Source organism: Herbaspirillum sp. WTB6 (assembly GCF_057457785.1).
Window position 1 is genome coordinate 591,102 of sequence record NZ_CP176522.1, and the last position, 16,115, is coordinate 607,216.

Here is a 16,115-nt window from a genome sequence, read left to right on the forward strand (position 1 = left end):
TAGTGGAGAAAGCATGAAATCCGGAAAATCCGTTTCCGTAGACCAATACAACGAACTGTATCGGCAGTTTCGCTGGCAAGTACCGAATTCGTTCAATATCGCCGAAGTCTGCTGCCGGCGCTGGGCCGCGGACGCCACACGCGTTGCCATCCATTATGAGGATGAAGCCGGCGCCAGCGCCACCCTGACCTACGCCGAATTGCAGCAACAGGCCAACCGGCTGGCCAACGTGCTGCGCCAACTGGGCGTGGCGCGCGGCGACCGCATCGCTATCGTGCTGGCGCAGCGACCGCAAACGGCGGTGGCCAACATGGCGTGCTTCCAGTTGGGCGCGGTGTCGATGCCGCTGTCGACCCTGTTCGGCCCGGATGCGCTCGAATACCGGCTGCAGAACAGCGAAGCCATGGTCGCCATCGCCGATCGCGCCGCGCTCGACAGCCTGCAGCAGATTCGCGCCAGTTGCCCGGCCTTGCAGCACATCATCGCCATCGACTGCCATCCGGCCGGCAGCCTGAACTGGGACGACCTGATGGCGCAGGCTTCGCCAGACTTCGAGATCGAAGCCACGCGCGCCTCCGACCCGGCGATCCTGATCTACACCAGCGGCACCACCGGCGCACCGAAAGGCGCGCTGCTGCCGCACTCGGCGGTGATCGGCAATCTGCCCGGCTTCGTCGCCTCGCAAGACTGGTTTCCGCAGCAAGGCGACGTGTTCTGGTCGCCGGCCGACTGGGCCTGGACCGGCGGCCTGATGGATGCGCTGTTGCCGACGCTGTACTTCGGCATGCCGCTGGTCGGCTACCGCGGCCGCTTTTCGGCGGAAACCGCCTTTTACCTGATGCAAAAATACCGGGTGACCAATACCTTCCTGTTCCCGACTGCACTCAAGCTGATGATGAAGGCGTATCCGGAACCGCGCGAGCAGTTCAACCTGAGGCTGCGCGCCATCATGAGCGCCGGCGAAGCGGTCGGCGACACCGTGTTCGAATGGGGCCAGTCGGCGCTGGGCATCACGATCAACGAAATGTTCGGCCAGACCGAGATGAACTACCTGGTCGGCAACAGCCACACCAAATGGCCGGCCAAACCGGGCAGCATGGGGCGCCCTTACCCGGGGCACAAAGTGGCGGTAATCGATGACGACGGCAATCCGCTTGCCGCCGGCATGGTGGGCGAAGTGGCACTGCACCGCACCGACATCCACGGCACGCCGGATCCGATCTTCTTCCTCGAATACTGGAAGAATCCGCAAGCCACGCGCGACAAGTACAGCGGCGACTGGTGCCGCACCGGCGACCTGGCGCTGGTCGACGAGGATGGATATTTCTGGTACCAGGGCCGCGCCGACGACATGTTCAAGGCCGCCGGCTATCGCATCGGCCCCGGCGAAATCGAAAATTGCCTGCTCAAGCACCCGGCCGTGCTGAACGCCGCCGTGGTGCCGAAGCCCGATAGCGGGCGCGGCAATATCGTCAAGGCTTACGTGGTGCTGGCGGCCGGTGTCGAGCGCGGCGCGGCGGCCGAGAAAAAACTGATTGCCGAACTGCAAACGCATGTGCGCGGCAAACTGGCGCCGTACGAATACCCGAAGGAAATCGAGTTCATCGATCAATTGCCGATGACCACCACCGGCAAGCTGCAGCGGCGCGTCTTGCGATTGCAGGAAGAACAGCGGGCCAAGGAGCTAGTGCAGCGCTAAAGCGCCAGCAATTCCCGCTCGCTGAATCCGGCCGCGCGGCGCGCATCGAGATTGAACGGCCCGCGCAGCGGCGGCGCCTTGTAGCGGCGCGCCAATTCGGCGTAGGCGGCGACCGGGTCGAGCCGGCGTTGCTCGCACAGCCAGCCGAACCAGCGGTTGCCGATGGCGACGTGGCCGATCTCATCGCGCAGGATGATGTCGAGGATTTGGGCGGCCGCCAGATCGCCGGCCTGCGCCAGTTTCGCCCGCATCGGCGGCGCCGCATCCAGCCCGCGCGCTTCCAGCGTGCGCGGCACCAGCGCGATGCGCGCCAGCACATCGTCGCGGGTTTTTTCCGCCATGTCCCACAGGCTGTTGTGGGCGCTGAAGTCACCGTAGCCGAACCCCAGTTCGCGCAGGTGGTCGCGCAGCAGCGAGAAATGCAGCGCCTCTTCCGCTGCCACCTGCAGCCAGTCGGCGTAGTACGCGGCGGGCATCTGCGGAAAGCGCCAGATCGCATCCAGCGCCAGGTTGATCGCGTTGAACTCGATGTGCGCCAGCGCATGGATCAGCGCCGCGCGCCCTTCCGCGGTGCGCATCGAGCGATGCATGACGGCAAGCGGCGGCACCAGTTCGGGCCGCGCCGGCCGGCCCGGCAGGCTGGTGTCGGCGACCAGTCTGGTCTCGGTATCGAGCGCCAGCGCGCCCTGTTGCCAGGCGTGCCGCAATGCCCCAACGCCGGCGGCCTTGGCATCGGGATCGGCCACGGCCAGCCAATCCAGGGCGGCCTGGCGCAACTCGGCGCCAGCGGATGGCGGGGCGTGCGGAATCGGTGCAATCATGCGTGTGACGGTAAAATGGCCGTTTCAAAAATCGAACCGTCGATTCTACAAAAATTTCGCGTCCATCCATGCGCGGGCGCAATTTTTCGAAACGCGGCTGCAAAGAGTCGAGTTGCAATGAGCGATACGCTGCAAAAATTCATGACCGAAGATGGCGCGGTGCGCGGCGAACTGGTCGATATTTCAAACACCTGGCGCGAGGTGCAGGCAAATCACGATTATCCGCGGCCAGTCCTGACCCTGCTGGGGGAAATGCTGGCGGCGACCGCGCTGCTGTCGGCCAATCTGAAATTCAACGGCGCGATCGTGATGCAGATCCACGGCGACGGCCCGGTGCGCCTCCTGGTGGTCGAGTGCGATGCCGAATTGCGCCTGCGCGCCACTGCCAAGCTGGCGCCGGGTGCAGTGATCGACGAGCAGGCCGGCATTGCGCAACTGGTCAACCGCAACGGGCTCGGACGCTTCGCCATCACGCTCGATCCGCGCGACAAGCTGCCCGGCCAGAAGCCGTATCAGGGCATCGTTCCGCTCGACGGCGAGTCGGTGGCGGCGATCATCGAAAACTACATGGCGCGCTCGGAACAACTGGACACCAGGCTGTGGCTGGCGGCCGACGCCAAGGCCGCGCGCGGCATGCTGTTGCAGAGAATGCCGGGCAGCGGCGGCACCCAGGCCCCGCACGAGGATGGAGCGGAAACCTGGCAGCGGCTGCTGGCGCTGGCGTCGACCCTGCAGCGGCCGGAACTGCTGGACACCGGCATCGACACGCTGCGCCACCGGCTGTTCTGGGAAGAGACGATCCGCCTGTTCGAGCCGCTGCATCCGCAATTCCATTGCAGTTGCTCGCGCGAAAAAGTCGGCAACATGCTGAAGATGCTGGGGGTGGCGGAAGTGCAGTCGGCGCTGGATGAGCTGGGCCAGCTTGGCATCGACTGCGATTTTTGCGGACGGCATTACGACTTCGACAAGGTCGACTGCGCGCAATTGTTTGCCAGCGAAGCGCCGGCCGAAGTACTGCTACCGCCCAGCGACGCCAGGCATTGAGTTGGCGGCGCGGGCTTTGCCCACGTCCCGTCTGAATAAGATACTACACACGGTATTTTAACAACCGGTTAATTTGCCTACGAAAATAGGTTATTTTTCGCTATACCCCAGATTTTTCCAAATACGCGATACTTTGCTGGAGACGCTGTCGGAGCTCGCCGCCAGCCAGCAGAAACGGCGTCCCGGCGGCCTGCAGGCGCGCCAGCACCGCACGATGGATCGCCTGCCGCACCGCATCCGATTCGCGCTGCAAGCCGTCCGCCACCCAGGCGATGTCGGGCGCGGTGACGATCGTGAAATCGTAGGCGTGCTCGCGCGCCAGCCGCGCCAGTTCGGCGTCGGCGGCGCCGAAGCAGAAATCGCTGTAGATTGCGATCATCAGCGGCGTGGTGTCGCAAAACAGGAAATCGCGCGCCTGTTGCCAGGCCTGCCGTTCGCGCTCGACCTGCATGCGGGCGACGCCGATCTGCTCGTGCTCGAGCGGCGGCCGGCCCCGGCTTTCGGTGAATTCGCGCAGGTATTCCGGCACCCACAGCGTGCGGTAGTGTTCCGCCAGGGCCGCCGCCAGCGTGCTCTTGCCGGACGACTCGCCGCCCAGCAGCGCTACCCGGGCTGCAGCGCGGCCTGGTCTTGCGATTGGCGCCATACCCGTAATCCCGTGATCGCCATGGCGACGAACAGCGCATACAGCACCGCCGTCAGCATCAATTGCTTGTGAATGTAGAGGCCGATATACAGCACGTCGACCGCAATCCAGACATGCCAGTTCTCCAGCTTCTTGCGCGACAGCAGGAACTGGCCGAGCAGGCTGCCGGCGGTCAGGAAGCCGTCGACATGCGGCACGTCGGTATCGGTGAAATGCCGCAGGAACCAAGACAACAGCGCGAACCCGGCCAGCCAGCCGCATACGCACAGCCAGCGCTGGCGCGCCGTCAGGCTCGACACCGGCAGCGCATGATGGCCGGCACCGCCGCGCAGCCACTGGTACCAGCCCCAGGCCGATACCGCGATGAACACCAGTTGCAGGGCGGCATCGCCATACAGGCGCGCTTCGGCAAACACCACGCCATAGGTGGCCGACGAGGCGATCGCGAACAGCCAAGCCCAATGCACCTGGCGGATGGTCAGCCAGACCGTCGCCACGGCGAGGATGAAGGAAACGATTTCCAGCGGACTGGCGCTGAAACCGAACAGCGGCAAGCTTTCAGTCATGCGGCGTCGGTCATGGGCGACGGCCGGCGGCCGGCGGCGTGGCCGGAGCTGCGGTCGGCGGCGGTGTCGTGCCGGGCGGCAGCACCCGCACGAAGATCTCGTCCTGCTTGATCATGCCGAGTTCCAGCCGGGCCCGTTCCTCGATCGCACCGGTGCCGTCCTTCAAGTCCTGCACCTCGGAATTGAGCTTGGCGTTGCGCGCCCGCAGTTCGTCGTTCTTCTTGCGGGCGGCCGCGACCTGCTGATCCAGGTCCCAGACGCGCAGCCAGCCGCCCTTGCCAAGCCACAACGGATACTGGATCAGCAGCAGCAGTACCGTCAGGCTAAGGATGATCAGGCGCATCGGTGCACTCCAGGGCTTGGCCCGGCAAGACGCTAACGCGAAAAACGGCTACTTCAGGTTGTAGAACGCATTGCGGCCGGGGTAGCTGGCGATGTCGCCCAGGTCTTCCTCGATGCGCAGCAACTGGTTGTACTTGGCCATGCGGTCCGAGCGCGACATCGACCCGGTCTTGATCTGCAGCGCATTCATGCCGACCGCGATATCGGCAATCGTCGAATCCTCGGTTTCGCCCGAGCGGTGCGAAATCACCGCGGTGTAGCCGGCGCGCTTGGCCATCTCGATGGCGGCGAAGGTCTCGGTCAGCGTGCCGATCTGGTTGATCTTGATCAGGATCGAGTTGGCGATGTTCTTCTGGATGCCTTCGCGCAGGATCTTGGTATTGGTGACGAACAGGTCGTCGCCCACCAGCTGGATTTTCTTGCCCAGCGTATCGGTCAGCAATTTCCAGCCATCCCAGTCGTTTTCCGCCATGCCATCTTCAATCGAAATGATCGGATACTTGTCGCACCAGGATGCCAACAGGCCGGTGAACTGGGCCGCGGTCAGCGTCATGTTCTCGCCCTGCAGGTGGTAGTTACCGTCCTTGTAAAACTCGGAAGCGGCACAGTCGAGGCCGAGCGCGATCTGCGTGCCGGGCTCGTAGCCGGCCTGCTCGATCGCCTGCAGGATCAGCTTGATCGCGGCCTCATGGTTCTCCACCGAGGGCGCGAAGCCGCCCTCGTCGCCGACCGCCGTGGTCAGGCCCTTGTCGTGCAGGATTTTCTTCAGCGTGTGGAACACTTCGGCGCCGTAGCGGATCGCTTCGCGAAAGCTGGGTGCGCCGACCGGGATGATCATGAATTCCTGGATATCCAGGTTATTGTCGGCATGAGCGCCGCCGTTGATCACGTTCATCATCGGCACCGGCATCTGCATCGCGCCGGAGCCGCCGAAATAGCGGTACAGCGGCAGGCCGGATTCCTCGGCGGCGGCTTTCGCCACTGCCATCGACACCGCCAGCATGGCGTTGGCGCCCAGGCGCGACTTGTTTTCGGTGCCGTCGAGGTCAATCAGGGTACGGTCGAGGAACGCCTGTTCGTTGGCGTCCAGCCCCATGATCGCTTCCGAGATTTCGGTATTAATATGCTCGCACGCCTTCAAGACGCCCTTGCCGAAATAGCGGCTCTGGTCGCCGTCGCGCAGCTCGATCGCCTCGCGCGAACCGGTCGAGGCGCCGGACGGCACCGCGGCACGGCCCATGGTGCCGGATTCCAGCAGCACGTCACACTCGACGGTCGGATTGCCGCGCGAATCGATCACTTCGCGGCCGATGATGTCAACGATAGCACTCATACAAATCTCCCAAATCAAGAATCAGAGGGCGCCGCGGCCGCACGGCCGGAACGCCAGCAATAGTTACGAAACCAAGTCACGAAAAATCGTTTTCCAGCAGCGCCGACTGCTTGACCGCGCGGTCCAGCGTCACTAGCGTCGCCAGCAATTCTTCCATGCGCGCCAGCGGCACCGCGTTCGGGCCGTCCGACTTCGCCTCGGCCGGGTTCGGATGGGTTTCCATGAAGATGCCGGCGATACCGACGGCGATTGCGGCACGCGCCAGCACCGGCACGAATTCGCGCTGGCCGCCGGAAGAGCTGCCCTGCCCGCCTGGCAATTGCACCGAATGGGTGGCGTCGAACACCACCGGGCAGCCGGTTTCGCGCATGATCGCCAGCGAACGCATATCGGACACCAGGTTGTTGTAGCCGAACGAGGTGCCGCGCTCGCACACCATGAAGTTGTCGGTCGGCACGCCAGCCTCAAGCGCCGCTGCGCGTGCCTTGTCGACCACGTTGACCATGTCGTGCGGCGCCAGGAACTGGCCCTTCTTGATGTTGACCGGCTTGCCCGACTGCGCGCAGGCATGGATGAAATCGGTCTGGCGGCACAGGAAGGCCGGCGTCTGCAGCACGTCGACCACCGCCGCCACCGACTGCACTTCCTCGATTGCGTGCAGGTCGGTCAGCACCGGCACGCCGATCTGCTGTTTGACCTCGGCCAGGATCTCCAGCCCCTTGTCCATGCCGAGACCGCGAAACGAGGTGCCGGACGAGCGGTTGGCCTTGTCGAACGAGGATTTGTAGATGAACGGAATGCCCAGCCGGGCGGTGATTTCCTTCAGGCGGCCGGCGGTATCCAACGCCATCTGCCGCGATTCGATCACGCACGGGCCGGCGATCAGGAAAAACGGCTGATCCAGGGCGGCCTCGAAACCGCACAGCTTCATGCCAGTTCCTTCTCGGCCGCGGCCTGCTTGTGCGCCAGCGCCGCCTTGATGAAGGAGATGAACAGCGGGTGGCCGTCGCGAGGCGTCGACTTGAATTCGGGGTGGTATTGCACGCCCAGATACCACGGATGCGCATGCTTGCCGCTGCGCGGCAGTTCCATGATTTCGCACAGGTCTTCGCTCGGCGTGCGTGCCGAGACGATCAGGCCGGCTTCTTCGATGCGCGGCAGGTAATGGTTGTTCGCTTCATAGCGGTGGCGATGGCGCTCGGTCACCGAGCTGCCGTAGATTTCGGCAGCCAGCGTGCCCGGCTTGACGGCGCAGGTCTGCGCGCCCAGGCGCATGGTGCCGCCCAGATCCGAGTTGGCGTCGCGCTGCTCGACCTTGCCGTCGTGGTTTTGCCATTCGTTGATCAGCGCCACTACCGGCTGCTCGGTGGCTTCGTCGAATTCGGTCGAATTGGCCTTGGTCAAGCCGGCAACGTCGCGCGCGTATTCGATCAATGCCACCTGCATGCCGAGGCAGATGCCGAGATAGGGAATCTTGCTTTCGCGCGCAAAGCGCGCCGCCGCGATCTTGCCTTCGACGCCGCGCTTGCCGAAACCGCCCGGCACCAGGATCGCATCGTACTTGGCCAGCGAGGCGACGCCGTGCGCCTCGATGTCTTCGGAATCGACGTACTCGATATTCACCCGGCATTCGGTATGGATGCCGGCATGGCGCAGCGCCTCGGTCAGCGACTTGTAGGACTCGGTCAGGTCGACGTACTTGCCGACCATGCCGATCGTGATTTCGGTCTTCGGATTTTCCAGCGAACGCACCAGCTTGTTCCACATCGACAGATCGGCCGGCGGCGGCGTCAGGCCCAGCTTGTCGCAGACGATCGCGTCCAGCCCCTGGTCGTGCAGCATTTGCGGAATCTTGTAGATGGTGTCGACGTCCCAGACCGAGATCACCGCCTCTTCCTGCACATTGGAGAACAGCGAAATCTTGGCGCGCTCGTCGTCCGGGATGCGGCGGTCGGCGCGGCACAGCAGCGCATCCGGCGAGATGCCGATCTCGCGCAGCTTTTGCACGCTATGCTGGGTCGGCTTGGTCTTCAGTTCGCCGGCGGTGGCGATATACGGCACCAGGGTCAGGTGTACGAAAGCGGTGGCGTTACGCCCGGCACGCAGGGAGAGCTGGCGCGCCGCTTCGAGGAATGGCAGCGATTCGATGTCACCCACCGTGCCGCCGATCTCGACGATCGCGACATCGTAGCCTTGCGCGCCGCGATAGATATACTCCTGGATCTCGTTGGTGATATGCGGGATCACCTGAACGGTTTTACCAAGATACTCCCCACGTCGTTCCTTGCGAATCACGGATTCGTAAATCTGGCCGGTGGTGAAATTGTTGATCTTCTTCATCCGGGTGGTGATGAAGCGCTCGTAGTGGCCCAGATCCAGATCGGTCTCGGCGCCGTCGTCGGTGACGAACACTTCGCCGTGCTGAAACGGGCTCATCGTGCCGGGATCGACGTTGATGTAGGGGTCGAGCTTGAGGAGAGTGACTTTCAGGCCGCGCGATTCCAGGATCGCAGCGAGAGAGGCGGCGGCAATCCCCTTGCCCAGGGAAGAAACCACGCCGCCGGTGACGAATACAAACTTGATCATTGCGAATGGTGCCGAACGGCACGTGCGGGAAATACGAATTATAACCCAAGGCATCACGCCTTCGGCCAGCCGCAAGCGGGTTTCCCGGCTGCGCGGGTGACCTCAGCGCGGCGTGTAGGAAAACAGCAGCCGGGCGAAATTTTGAGCCGCGGTGGCGTTCGACAGGTCGCGCACTTCGGTACTGCGGCGCACGATCCCGGCGGATAGCGCGAACGGCGCCTGATTCCAGGCCACGCCGATCTCGGCCTCGCCGACCAGGCGTTTCGGCGCCACCGTGTGCGGGTTGCCGCTGGAAAAATAGCCACCCTGCAGCGTCGCGTTATATCCGACTGCGAGCGCATCGAGCCGCACGAAACCGTGCAGCGTCGCTTCATCCGGCAGTAGGTTCAGGCGCCCGCCGCGCAGCGCCACACCTGCGCCGAAGTCGGTGAAGATGTTGCCGAAGCGGCCGTGGATATTGGGCGTGACGTCTGCCCAGGAAGCGAGCTGCCAGCGGCGCGGTGCATAGTCGACATACAGCACCGCACCCGGTTCGTTCTTGACCTGCTGACTCCAGCCCTGCGGCTGTGGCTGGTCGATGATCCGGTGCAGTTGCGTTTGCACCCATTCGCCACCGGAGCAGGGACCGAGGCAACCGAGGTCGAGGCCATAGCGCAGATGGCCGCCATTGGCGAAATGGGTGGCGCGAAATAGCCCGCCATACAGCCAGCCAGCATACGGATGATCGGATGGGCTGATCGCCGCCGGCGGCAATTTGATGTCTGACGGCGTATAGATTTTCTGGCCAATGCGCCAGCCGAAACTGTCCAGCCGGCCGCCGTCGCGCAGGCTGTGCTGCCAGGTATAGCGCGCGCCGCTCGAATAAAACCCGTCGCGCTTGCGCAGCAGCAGGCTGTCGTTGTCGATTTCGAGCGTGTGCGTGGCCAGTCCTTGCGGCGCCGCGCTGCGAAAGTCCTGCCAGGCGGCAGCCGAAGTTTGGGCCTGCGCCACCGCCGTCGCCAGCAACCCGGCAATCGCCAGCAGGCGCGAACTGGAATGGAGCGTCAACGATTTATGCATGTCTGGACGAGAGCAAGGTTTGGATCATCTGGTGTACCGCCTGCGCCGCCGCAGCCGGCGCTTCCATCGGGAACAAATGGCCGCCGGGCAGCAGTCGCAGGTGGCGGCCGACCAGGCGCCTGGTGGCGGCCATGCCGGCCTGCCGGCATTCGGCGGAGTCGCTGCCGCCGATGAAACCGACCGGCACCGGCAGGCCGCACCTTACCAGCGCACCGACATGATGCGGCAAGCTGCTGTATACCGCGGTTTCGGTTTCGCGCGTGAAGCGCAGGGTCACGCCTTCCGGATGCGGATCCAGGCCGCACTCGAGATAGTCGCGCAGCACCTCGGGCGCCCAGGCGGCGAACATCGGCTTGGAGGCGTAATGCTGGTAGGCGCTATCAATATCGGGCCAGAATTTGCGGCGTTTGATGGAGAACTGGGCGGGCGAGAATTTCTTGTCCAGGCCAATCGATTTCGCCGCTCGCAGCAAGAGCGCGCGCCAGCCGGCCACCACCGGCGAATCCAGCATCACCACGCAGCGCACCAGCTCCGGCCGCGCCTTGGCCGCCATCACGCTCAGCATACCGCCGAACGAATGGCCGACCAGGATCACCGGCTGGTCGTATTTCGCCTGCAGCTCGTCGATCAGTTCCAGCATCAGCTCGTGCCAGCCGTCGCGGACCGGATAGTTCGGGTTATGTGCGTGCATCGGCAAGGCGCGCACGTCATAATGGGCACGCAGATGATCGAAAAAAAGCCGATAGGTACCGGCCGGGAAGCTGTTGGCGTGGACGAAATGGAGAATCGGTTGCGGCATGATGGTCATCGTCAGCGGCCATGCCAGTAACGCGCACGCTCGCTCCGATATTCTGAAATTTGAAGTGAAGTCCCGAATTGTAATGTGATTGCGCCCGCCTGGTCGCTGCGCAGGCGCGCAATGCCGAGATTTTCATAGCGGTCGAACACCTCCGGCTTCGGATGGCCATAGCGACTCCGGTAGCCGACCTGGAACAAGGCCACCTGCGGCTGCACCGCCTGCAGGAAGGCCGGGCTGGACGACGTGCCGCTGCCATGATGCGGCGCCAGCAGCACCGTGGCGCGCAACTGTTCAGGGTCGCTGGCCAGCAAGCGGGCTTCTTGCGGAATGCCGATGTCGGCCGGCAACAGGATAGCCTGCGCTCCCAGCGAGACTTTCAGCGTGCAGCCAAGCGCATTCGGCTTGGCCTTGTCGTTATCGTAATCGGTCGCGAGCGGATGCAGCATCTCGAAGCGCGCCCCGTCCCAGTTCCAACTCTGCCCCGCCGCACAGCGCCGATGTGCCGGCGCCGCCCGCACGATCGGGCTGTCGTGCGCCAGCGACGATGCCACCCAGCCGATCTCAATTTCGTCAAAAATCGACAGTGCGCCACCCGCATGGTCGTTATCGTTATGGCTGACAATCACCGCATCCAGCGCCGGGATGCCGCGCGCCTTCAGGTAGGGCAGGATGACCCGGTTGCCGCCATTCGAGGCGATCGAATAGAACGGCCCGGTGTCGTACAGCAAACGATGCTTTTCGGTTTCCACCAGCAGTGCCATGCCTTGGCCGACGTCGAACGCGGTGACCCACATCTGGCCCGCCGGCGGACGGGTCGGCGCATTCAGCAACAGCGGCAGCCAGCCGATCACGCCGATCCAGCGCACCGGCCAGCCGCGCGGCGCCAGCAGCCACAACGTGCCGGCCAGCGCGAGCAGGAAAATCCAGGGCGCAGGAGTGGGCGCCGCCCATACCGCCAGCGGCAGCGCATTCAACCAGGCCAGCAAGAGCGCCAGCCATTCCACCAGCGCGTGCGCCGCGCCCAGCACCGAGGCCGCCAAGGGCACCGGCAGGATGCTGCCGACCAGCGCCAGAGGCGTCACCAAGAGGCTGACCAGCGGTATGGCGAGCGCGTTGGCCAGCGGGCTGATCAACGACACCTGCGCGAACAGCAAGACCGTCAGCGGCACCAGTCCGAGCGTGATCGCATACTGGGTGCGCGCGGCCGACACCAGCGTGGTGCGCCACGCGTGCAGTCCTGCCGCCCTGTCCGTCGCCGCCACCTGCAGCGTGCGCCCGACCGAGGTGTACAGGATGATACCGACCGCGCCAAACGACAGCCAGAAACCGGGCCACAACACGGCCCACGGGTCCAGCACCACCACCACTGCCAGCGCCAGGCACAGCACGTGCGAAACGCTGGTGATGCGCCCGGCCCACAGCGCCGCTGCTACCACCGACAGCATGTACAGCGTGCGCTGCGCGGGCACGCCAAAACCAGCCAGCAGCACATACAGCAGCGCGCTGGCGGCCCCGGCCAACGCGGCTGTCTTTTGCGCCGGCAGCCGTAGCGGCAAAGCGGCGCCAGTGAAAAACGAATGCCGCCAGAGCCAGAACACCAGGCTGGCAAACAGGCCAGCGATCATCGTGATGTGCAGGCCGGAGATGGAAATCAGGTGGCTGACGCCGGTGCGGTTGAAGACCTTCCAGTCCGACTGGCTGACCGCGCGCTGGTCGCCGACCACCAGCGCGACGATCACGCCGCCATATTTCTTGTCGGGCAAGGCGGCAAAAATCCGCTCGCGCAGCCAGTGGCGGCAGGCTGCGACGACATTGCCGAAACTCCAGGCGAAGGCGTCCAGCCGCCGGTTGGGCGGCATCCCATACTGATCCGGCCGCACGTAGCCGGTGGCGCGCAAGCCCTGCTCCAGCAGCCATACTTCGTAATCGAAGCCGTAGGGGTTGGCGTTGCCGTGCGGGCGCTGCAGGCGCACCGTCAGTTGCCAGCGCTCGCCCGGCTTGACGTGACGCTCGATACGCTCGGTGTTGTCGGCATCGCCAGGAAACCCGGCATACCAGGACAGCGCCAGGTGCGACGGAATAGCGGGGGGTGCGCCATCCTGCGGCAGCACCCGCTCGACCGCGAAATTGAAGCGCACGCCCTGCTCCAGCCGCTGCGGCAAGCTGTCCACCGTGCCGATCACGGTAAGGTCGCGCCCTTCCCACGCGCTCGGCAATTGCTCGCTCAGCGCATGCTGCGCGACCAGCGCGGCCCAGGCGATACCGAACGCGCCGCCGCCGGCAGCCAGTAACGCCATCTTCAACGGCGCGCGCGCTGTCAAACGCGTCAAGGCGCCAGCGGCAAATGCACCGGCGAGAATCAATCCAAGCTGGAATGAAGACGGCAACACCGCCTGATTTTGCAGCCACAATACGCCCAGCACGAAGCCGACGATGGCGCTGCGCATGGCGCCTAGTCCAGTCGCGCCATTCGCGGCAGGACGGCGCGCGCGTTAGCCGAGGTGTGCGCCGCCAGCAGCTCGGCCGGCATCTGCCGCAGCGCCGCCAGCGCCTGGCCAATTTGCGGAATCTGGTCCGGGCGGTTCGGCCCCGGCTGTAGCCAGGCCGGCGCAATGTCCGGAGCATCGGTTTCCAGCACAATGGCATCGAGCGGCAACTGGCTGGCCAGCCGGCGCAGCTGCAAGGCGCGCGGAAAAGTCATGGCGCCGCCAAAACCCAGCTTGAAGCCGAGTTCGGTGAAGATCTGCGCCTGCTGGAAGCTGCCGTTGAAGGCGTGGGCGATACCACCGGGCACAACGATCCGGCGCAGGTATTTGAGGATCGTATCTTGCGCACGCCGCACATGCAGCAACACCGGCAGCCCACAGTCGCGGGCGATCTTCAACTGTTCGGAAAAGAAATATTCCTGCTTTTCGCGCAGCTCGCCTTGCCGCAATTCCGGCACGAAGAAATCCAGGCCGATTTCGCCGACCGCTACCAACCGCGGATCGGGCAAGGCCTGCGCCAGCGCCGCGCGCAGCGCCGTCAAATCGTCTTCCTGCGCCTGCGCCACATACAGTGGATGGATGCCGAGCGCATACACGCAATGCGGCTGCGCCGTCCCCAGTTGCGCCACGCGGGCGAAATTCGAAGGCGCCACGGCCGGGATCACGATCCGGGCCACTCCTTGCCGCGCGGCGTCGGCGGCCAGCCGCGCCTCCCGGCCGGCGAACTCCTGCGCATCGAGGTGGCAGTGAGTATCGATCCACATACTATTCGGTAGAGGCTTGCAGGCCGTTTTCCGAGAGCCGCAGGATGCGCCCGCAGCGCCGCGCCAGTTCGATGTCATGCGTGACGATGACGAAAGCGGTGCCGAGCGTGCGCGACAGTTCCAGCATCAGGTCGAAAGTCTTGTGCGCGGTGGCGCGGTCCAGGTTGCCGGTCGGCTCGTCGGCCAGCACGCAGGCCGGGTGCGTGACCAGCGCACGCGCCAGGGCCACCCGCTGCCGTTCGCCGCCGGACAGCTCGCCCGGCACATGGATTTCGCGCTGTGCCAGGCCGACTTGCGCCAGCACGGCGCGCGCTGCCGCCCGTGCTTCGGCGCGGCCGACGCGGCGGATCATCAGCGGCATCGCGACATTGTCGAGCGCGGAAAACTCCGGCAGCAGATGGTGGAACTGGTAGACGAAGCCTAGCGCCCGGTTGCGCAAGTCGCCGCGCGCCTTTTCGCCCAGTTGCGACAGATTCTGTCCCTGCAGCAAGACCCCGCCGGCGGTCGGCGCATCCAGCCCACCCAGCAAATGCAGCAGCGTCGATTTTCCGGAGCCGGAGGCACCAACGATCGCCACCTGCTCGCCGCGCGTGACATCGAAATCGATGCCGCTCAACACCTTGACCGAGTAGCTGCCTTGGGTGAAGGTTTTGGCCAGTCCCCGGCACGACAAGACGATTTCATTCATGGCGGAATCATTCATAGCGTAGCGCCTCCGCCGGTTTCACCCGCGCCGCCCACCAGCTCGGATACAGCGTTGCCAGGAATGCCAGCACCACCGCGACGCTGCCGATGGTGCCGACATCCGGCCAGCGCAAATCGGACGGCAAGGCGCTGATCAGATAGATGTCGCGCGGCAGGAACTGGACGCCGAAAAGATGCTCGATGAACGGCACGATGACGTCGACATTGCTGGCCACCAGCACGCCCAGACCGACGCCGAGCGCGGTGCCGATCAGGCCCACCAGCGCGCCCTGGATCATGAAGATCTTCATGATCGAAGCGGGGGAGGCACCGAGCGTGCGCAAAATCGCGATGTCGGCTTGCTTGTCGGTCACCGTCATCACCAGCGTCGACACCAGGTTGAAGGCGGCCACCGCGATGATCAGCGTCAGGATGATGAACATCATGCGCTTCTCGGTTTTCACCGCCGCGAACCAGTTGCGATTTTGCTGCGACCAGTCGCGGATCAGCAGGTTGCCGCTCAGGGTGCGCGACAGTTCGAGCGCCACCTGCGGCGCCTGCAGCATGTCGGCGATGCGCAGGCGCAGGCCGGACGGCGCGGCCAGCCGGAACATCTTTTCCGCGTCTTCGATGTGCATGAAAGCCAGCGTCGAATCGTATTCGTAATGGCCGGCGTCAAAGATGCCGACCACGGTGAATTGCTTCAGGCGCGGCAGCACGCCGGCCGGCGTCACCTGGCCTTGCGGCGCAATCAGCGTCACCTTGTCGCCGACGCCCACTTGCAAGCCGCGTGCCAGCTCGCCGCCCAGCACGATGTTGAATTCGCCGGCTTTCAGGTCATTGAAACTGCCCTCCTTGACCTGCGACGCCACGTCCGACACCTGCGGCTCCTGCTGCGGCAGCACGCCGCGTATGATCACGCCGCGCACCGTCTCGCCATGCGTCATCATTGCCTGCGCCGCCACGTAGGGCGCGGCGCCCTTGACTTCCTTGTTCTGGAACGCTTCCTTCGCGGTTTGCTGCCAGTCCGGCATGGCGCCGGTGGCGTCGAACACCTCGATATGCGCCAGCACCGACAGCATGCGGTCGCGCACTTCTTTCTGAAAGCCGTTCATCACTGACAACACCACGATCAGCGCCGCCACCCCGAGCGCGATGCCAGCCATTGAAATCAGCGAGATGAAGGAAATAAAACTGTTGCGGCCGCTGCGGCGGCCGGCACGCGTATAGCGCAGGCCGACCATCCACTCAAAGCCCAGGTTTTTGATGCTCAATATGAAACTCCC

15 protein-coding genes are annotated in these 16,115 nt (G+C 64.5%); 2 read left to right on the forward strand and 13 right to left on the reverse strand.

Going from position 1 to position 16,115, the window contains the following annotated elements:
* Nucleotides 1–13 precede the first annotated feature (13 nt).
* Entirely contained in the window at nt 14–1,699 is a 1,686-nt protein-coding gene (locus ACK2VC_RS02730; RefSeq protein WP_486732056.1) for an acetate--CoA ligase, read from the forward strand.
* Here the strand turns inward: ACK2VC_RS02730 and ACK2VC_RS02735 are convergent.
* Complete coding sequence (locus tag ACK2VC_RS02735) at nt 1,696–2,520, reverse strand: ferritin-like domain-containing protein (RefSeq protein WP_486732057.1); 825 nt, start codon at nt 2,518–2,520, stop codon at nt 1,696–1,698. The genes ACK2VC_RS02730 and ACK2VC_RS02735 overlap by 4 nt on opposite strands.
* A 117-nt stretch (nt 2,521–2,637) precedes the next feature.
* Between ACK2VC_RS02735 and hslO the strand changes: the two genes are divergently transcribed.
* Nucleotides 2,638–3,564, forward strand: coding sequence for an Hsp33 family molecular chaperone HslO (hslO, locus tag ACK2VC_RS02740; RefSeq protein ID WP_486732058.1), 927 nt, complete (start codon nt 2,638–2,640; stop codon nt 3,562–3,564).
* A gap of 100 nt (nt 3,565–3,664) precedes the next feature.
* Here the strand turns inward: hslO and ACK2VC_RS02745 are convergent, their stop codons facing one another.
* The 12 genes from ACK2VC_RS02745 to ACK2VC_RS02800 form a co-directional block, all read right to left on the reverse strand.
* The gene (locus ACK2VC_RS02745) at nt 3,665–4,210 is read right to left on the reverse strand and encodes an AAA family ATPase (RefSeq protein WP_486732059.1); all 546 of its coding nucleotides are present in this window, start codon (nt 4,208–4,210) and stop codon (nt 3,665–3,667) included.
* A complete protein-coding gene (gene pnuC / locus ACK2VC_RS02750) occupies nt 4,168–4,776 on the reverse strand; it encodes a nicotinamide riboside transporter PnuC (protein WP_486732060.1) in 609 nt (202 codons plus the stop codon). Before pnuC ends, ACK2VC_RS02745 begins: the two co-directional genes overlap by 43 nt.
* Nucleotides 4,777–4,786: 10 nt before the next feature.
* Nucleotides 4,787–5,119 (reverse strand): cell division protein FtsB, encoded by a 333-nt coding sequence (gene ftsB, locus ACK2VC_RS02755; RefSeq protein ID WP_486732061.1) that lies wholly within the window; start codon nt 5,117–5,119, stop codon nt 4,787–4,789.
* A 48-nt stretch (nt 5,120–5,167) separates the two neighbouring features.
* Nucleotides 5,168–6,451, reverse strand: coding sequence for a phosphopyruvate hydratase (gene eno / locus ACK2VC_RS02760; protein ID WP_486732062.1), 1,284 nt, complete (start codon nt 6,449–6,451; stop codon nt 5,168–5,170).
* A 76-nt stretch (nt 6,452–6,527) separates the two neighbouring features.
* Nucleotides 6,528–7,382, reverse strand: coding sequence for a 3-deoxy-8-phosphooctulonate synthase (gene kdsA / locus ACK2VC_RS02765; RefSeq protein WP_486732063.1), 855 nt, complete (start codon nt 7,380–7,382; stop codon nt 6,528–6,530).
* On the reverse strand, nt 7,379–9,037 hold the full coding sequence (gene pyrG / locus ACK2VC_RS02770) for a CTP synthase (RefSeq protein ID WP_486732064.1): 1,659 nt from the start codon (nt 9,035–9,037) through the stop codon (nt 7,379–7,381). The genes kdsA and pyrG overlap by 4 nt, the downstream gene beginning before the upstream one ends.
* 102 nt (nt 9,038–9,139) lie before the next feature.
* Nucleotides 9,140–10,084, reverse strand: a complete 945-nt coding sequence (locus ACK2VC_RS02775; RefSeq protein ID WP_486732065.1) for a lipid A deacylase LpxR family protein — start codon at nt 10,082–10,084, stop codon at nt 9,140–9,142.
* Nucleotides 10,085–10,088: 4 nt separating this feature from the next.
* Nucleotides 10,089–10,895: an alpha/beta fold hydrolase gene (locus ACK2VC_RS02780; RefSeq protein ID WP_486732066.1), complete on the reverse strand. Its 807-nt coding sequence runs from the start codon at nt 10,893–10,895 to the stop codon at nt 10,089–10,091.
* 11 nt (nt 10,896–10,906) lie between these two features.
* Nucleotides 10,907–13,342, reverse strand: coding sequence for a DNA internalization-related competence protein ComEC/Rec2 (locus ACK2VC_RS02785; RefSeq protein WP_486732067.1), 2,436 nt, complete (start codon nt 13,340–13,342; stop codon nt 10,907–10,909).
* A 5-nt stretch (nt 13,343–13,347) separates the two neighbouring features.
* Complete coding sequence (locus ACK2VC_RS02790; RefSeq protein ID WP_486732068.1) at nt 13,348–14,145, reverse strand: TatD family hydrolase; 798 nt, start codon at nt 14,143–14,145, stop codon at nt 13,348–13,350.
* Nucleotide 14,146: 1 nt separating this feature from the next.
* Complete coding sequence (lolD, locus tag ACK2VC_RS02795; RefSeq protein ID WP_486732069.1) at nt 14,147–14,848, reverse strand: lipoprotein-releasing ABC transporter ATP-binding protein LolD; 702 nt, start codon at nt 14,846–14,848, stop codon at nt 14,147–14,149.
* Entirely contained in the window at nt 14,841–16,106 is a 1,266-nt protein-coding gene (locus ACK2VC_RS02800) for a lipoprotein-releasing ABC transporter permease subunit (protein ID WP_486733154.1), read from the reverse strand. Before ACK2VC_RS02800 ends, lolD begins: the two co-directional genes overlap by 8 nt.
* Nucleotides 16,107–16,115: the final 9 nt, after the last annotated feature.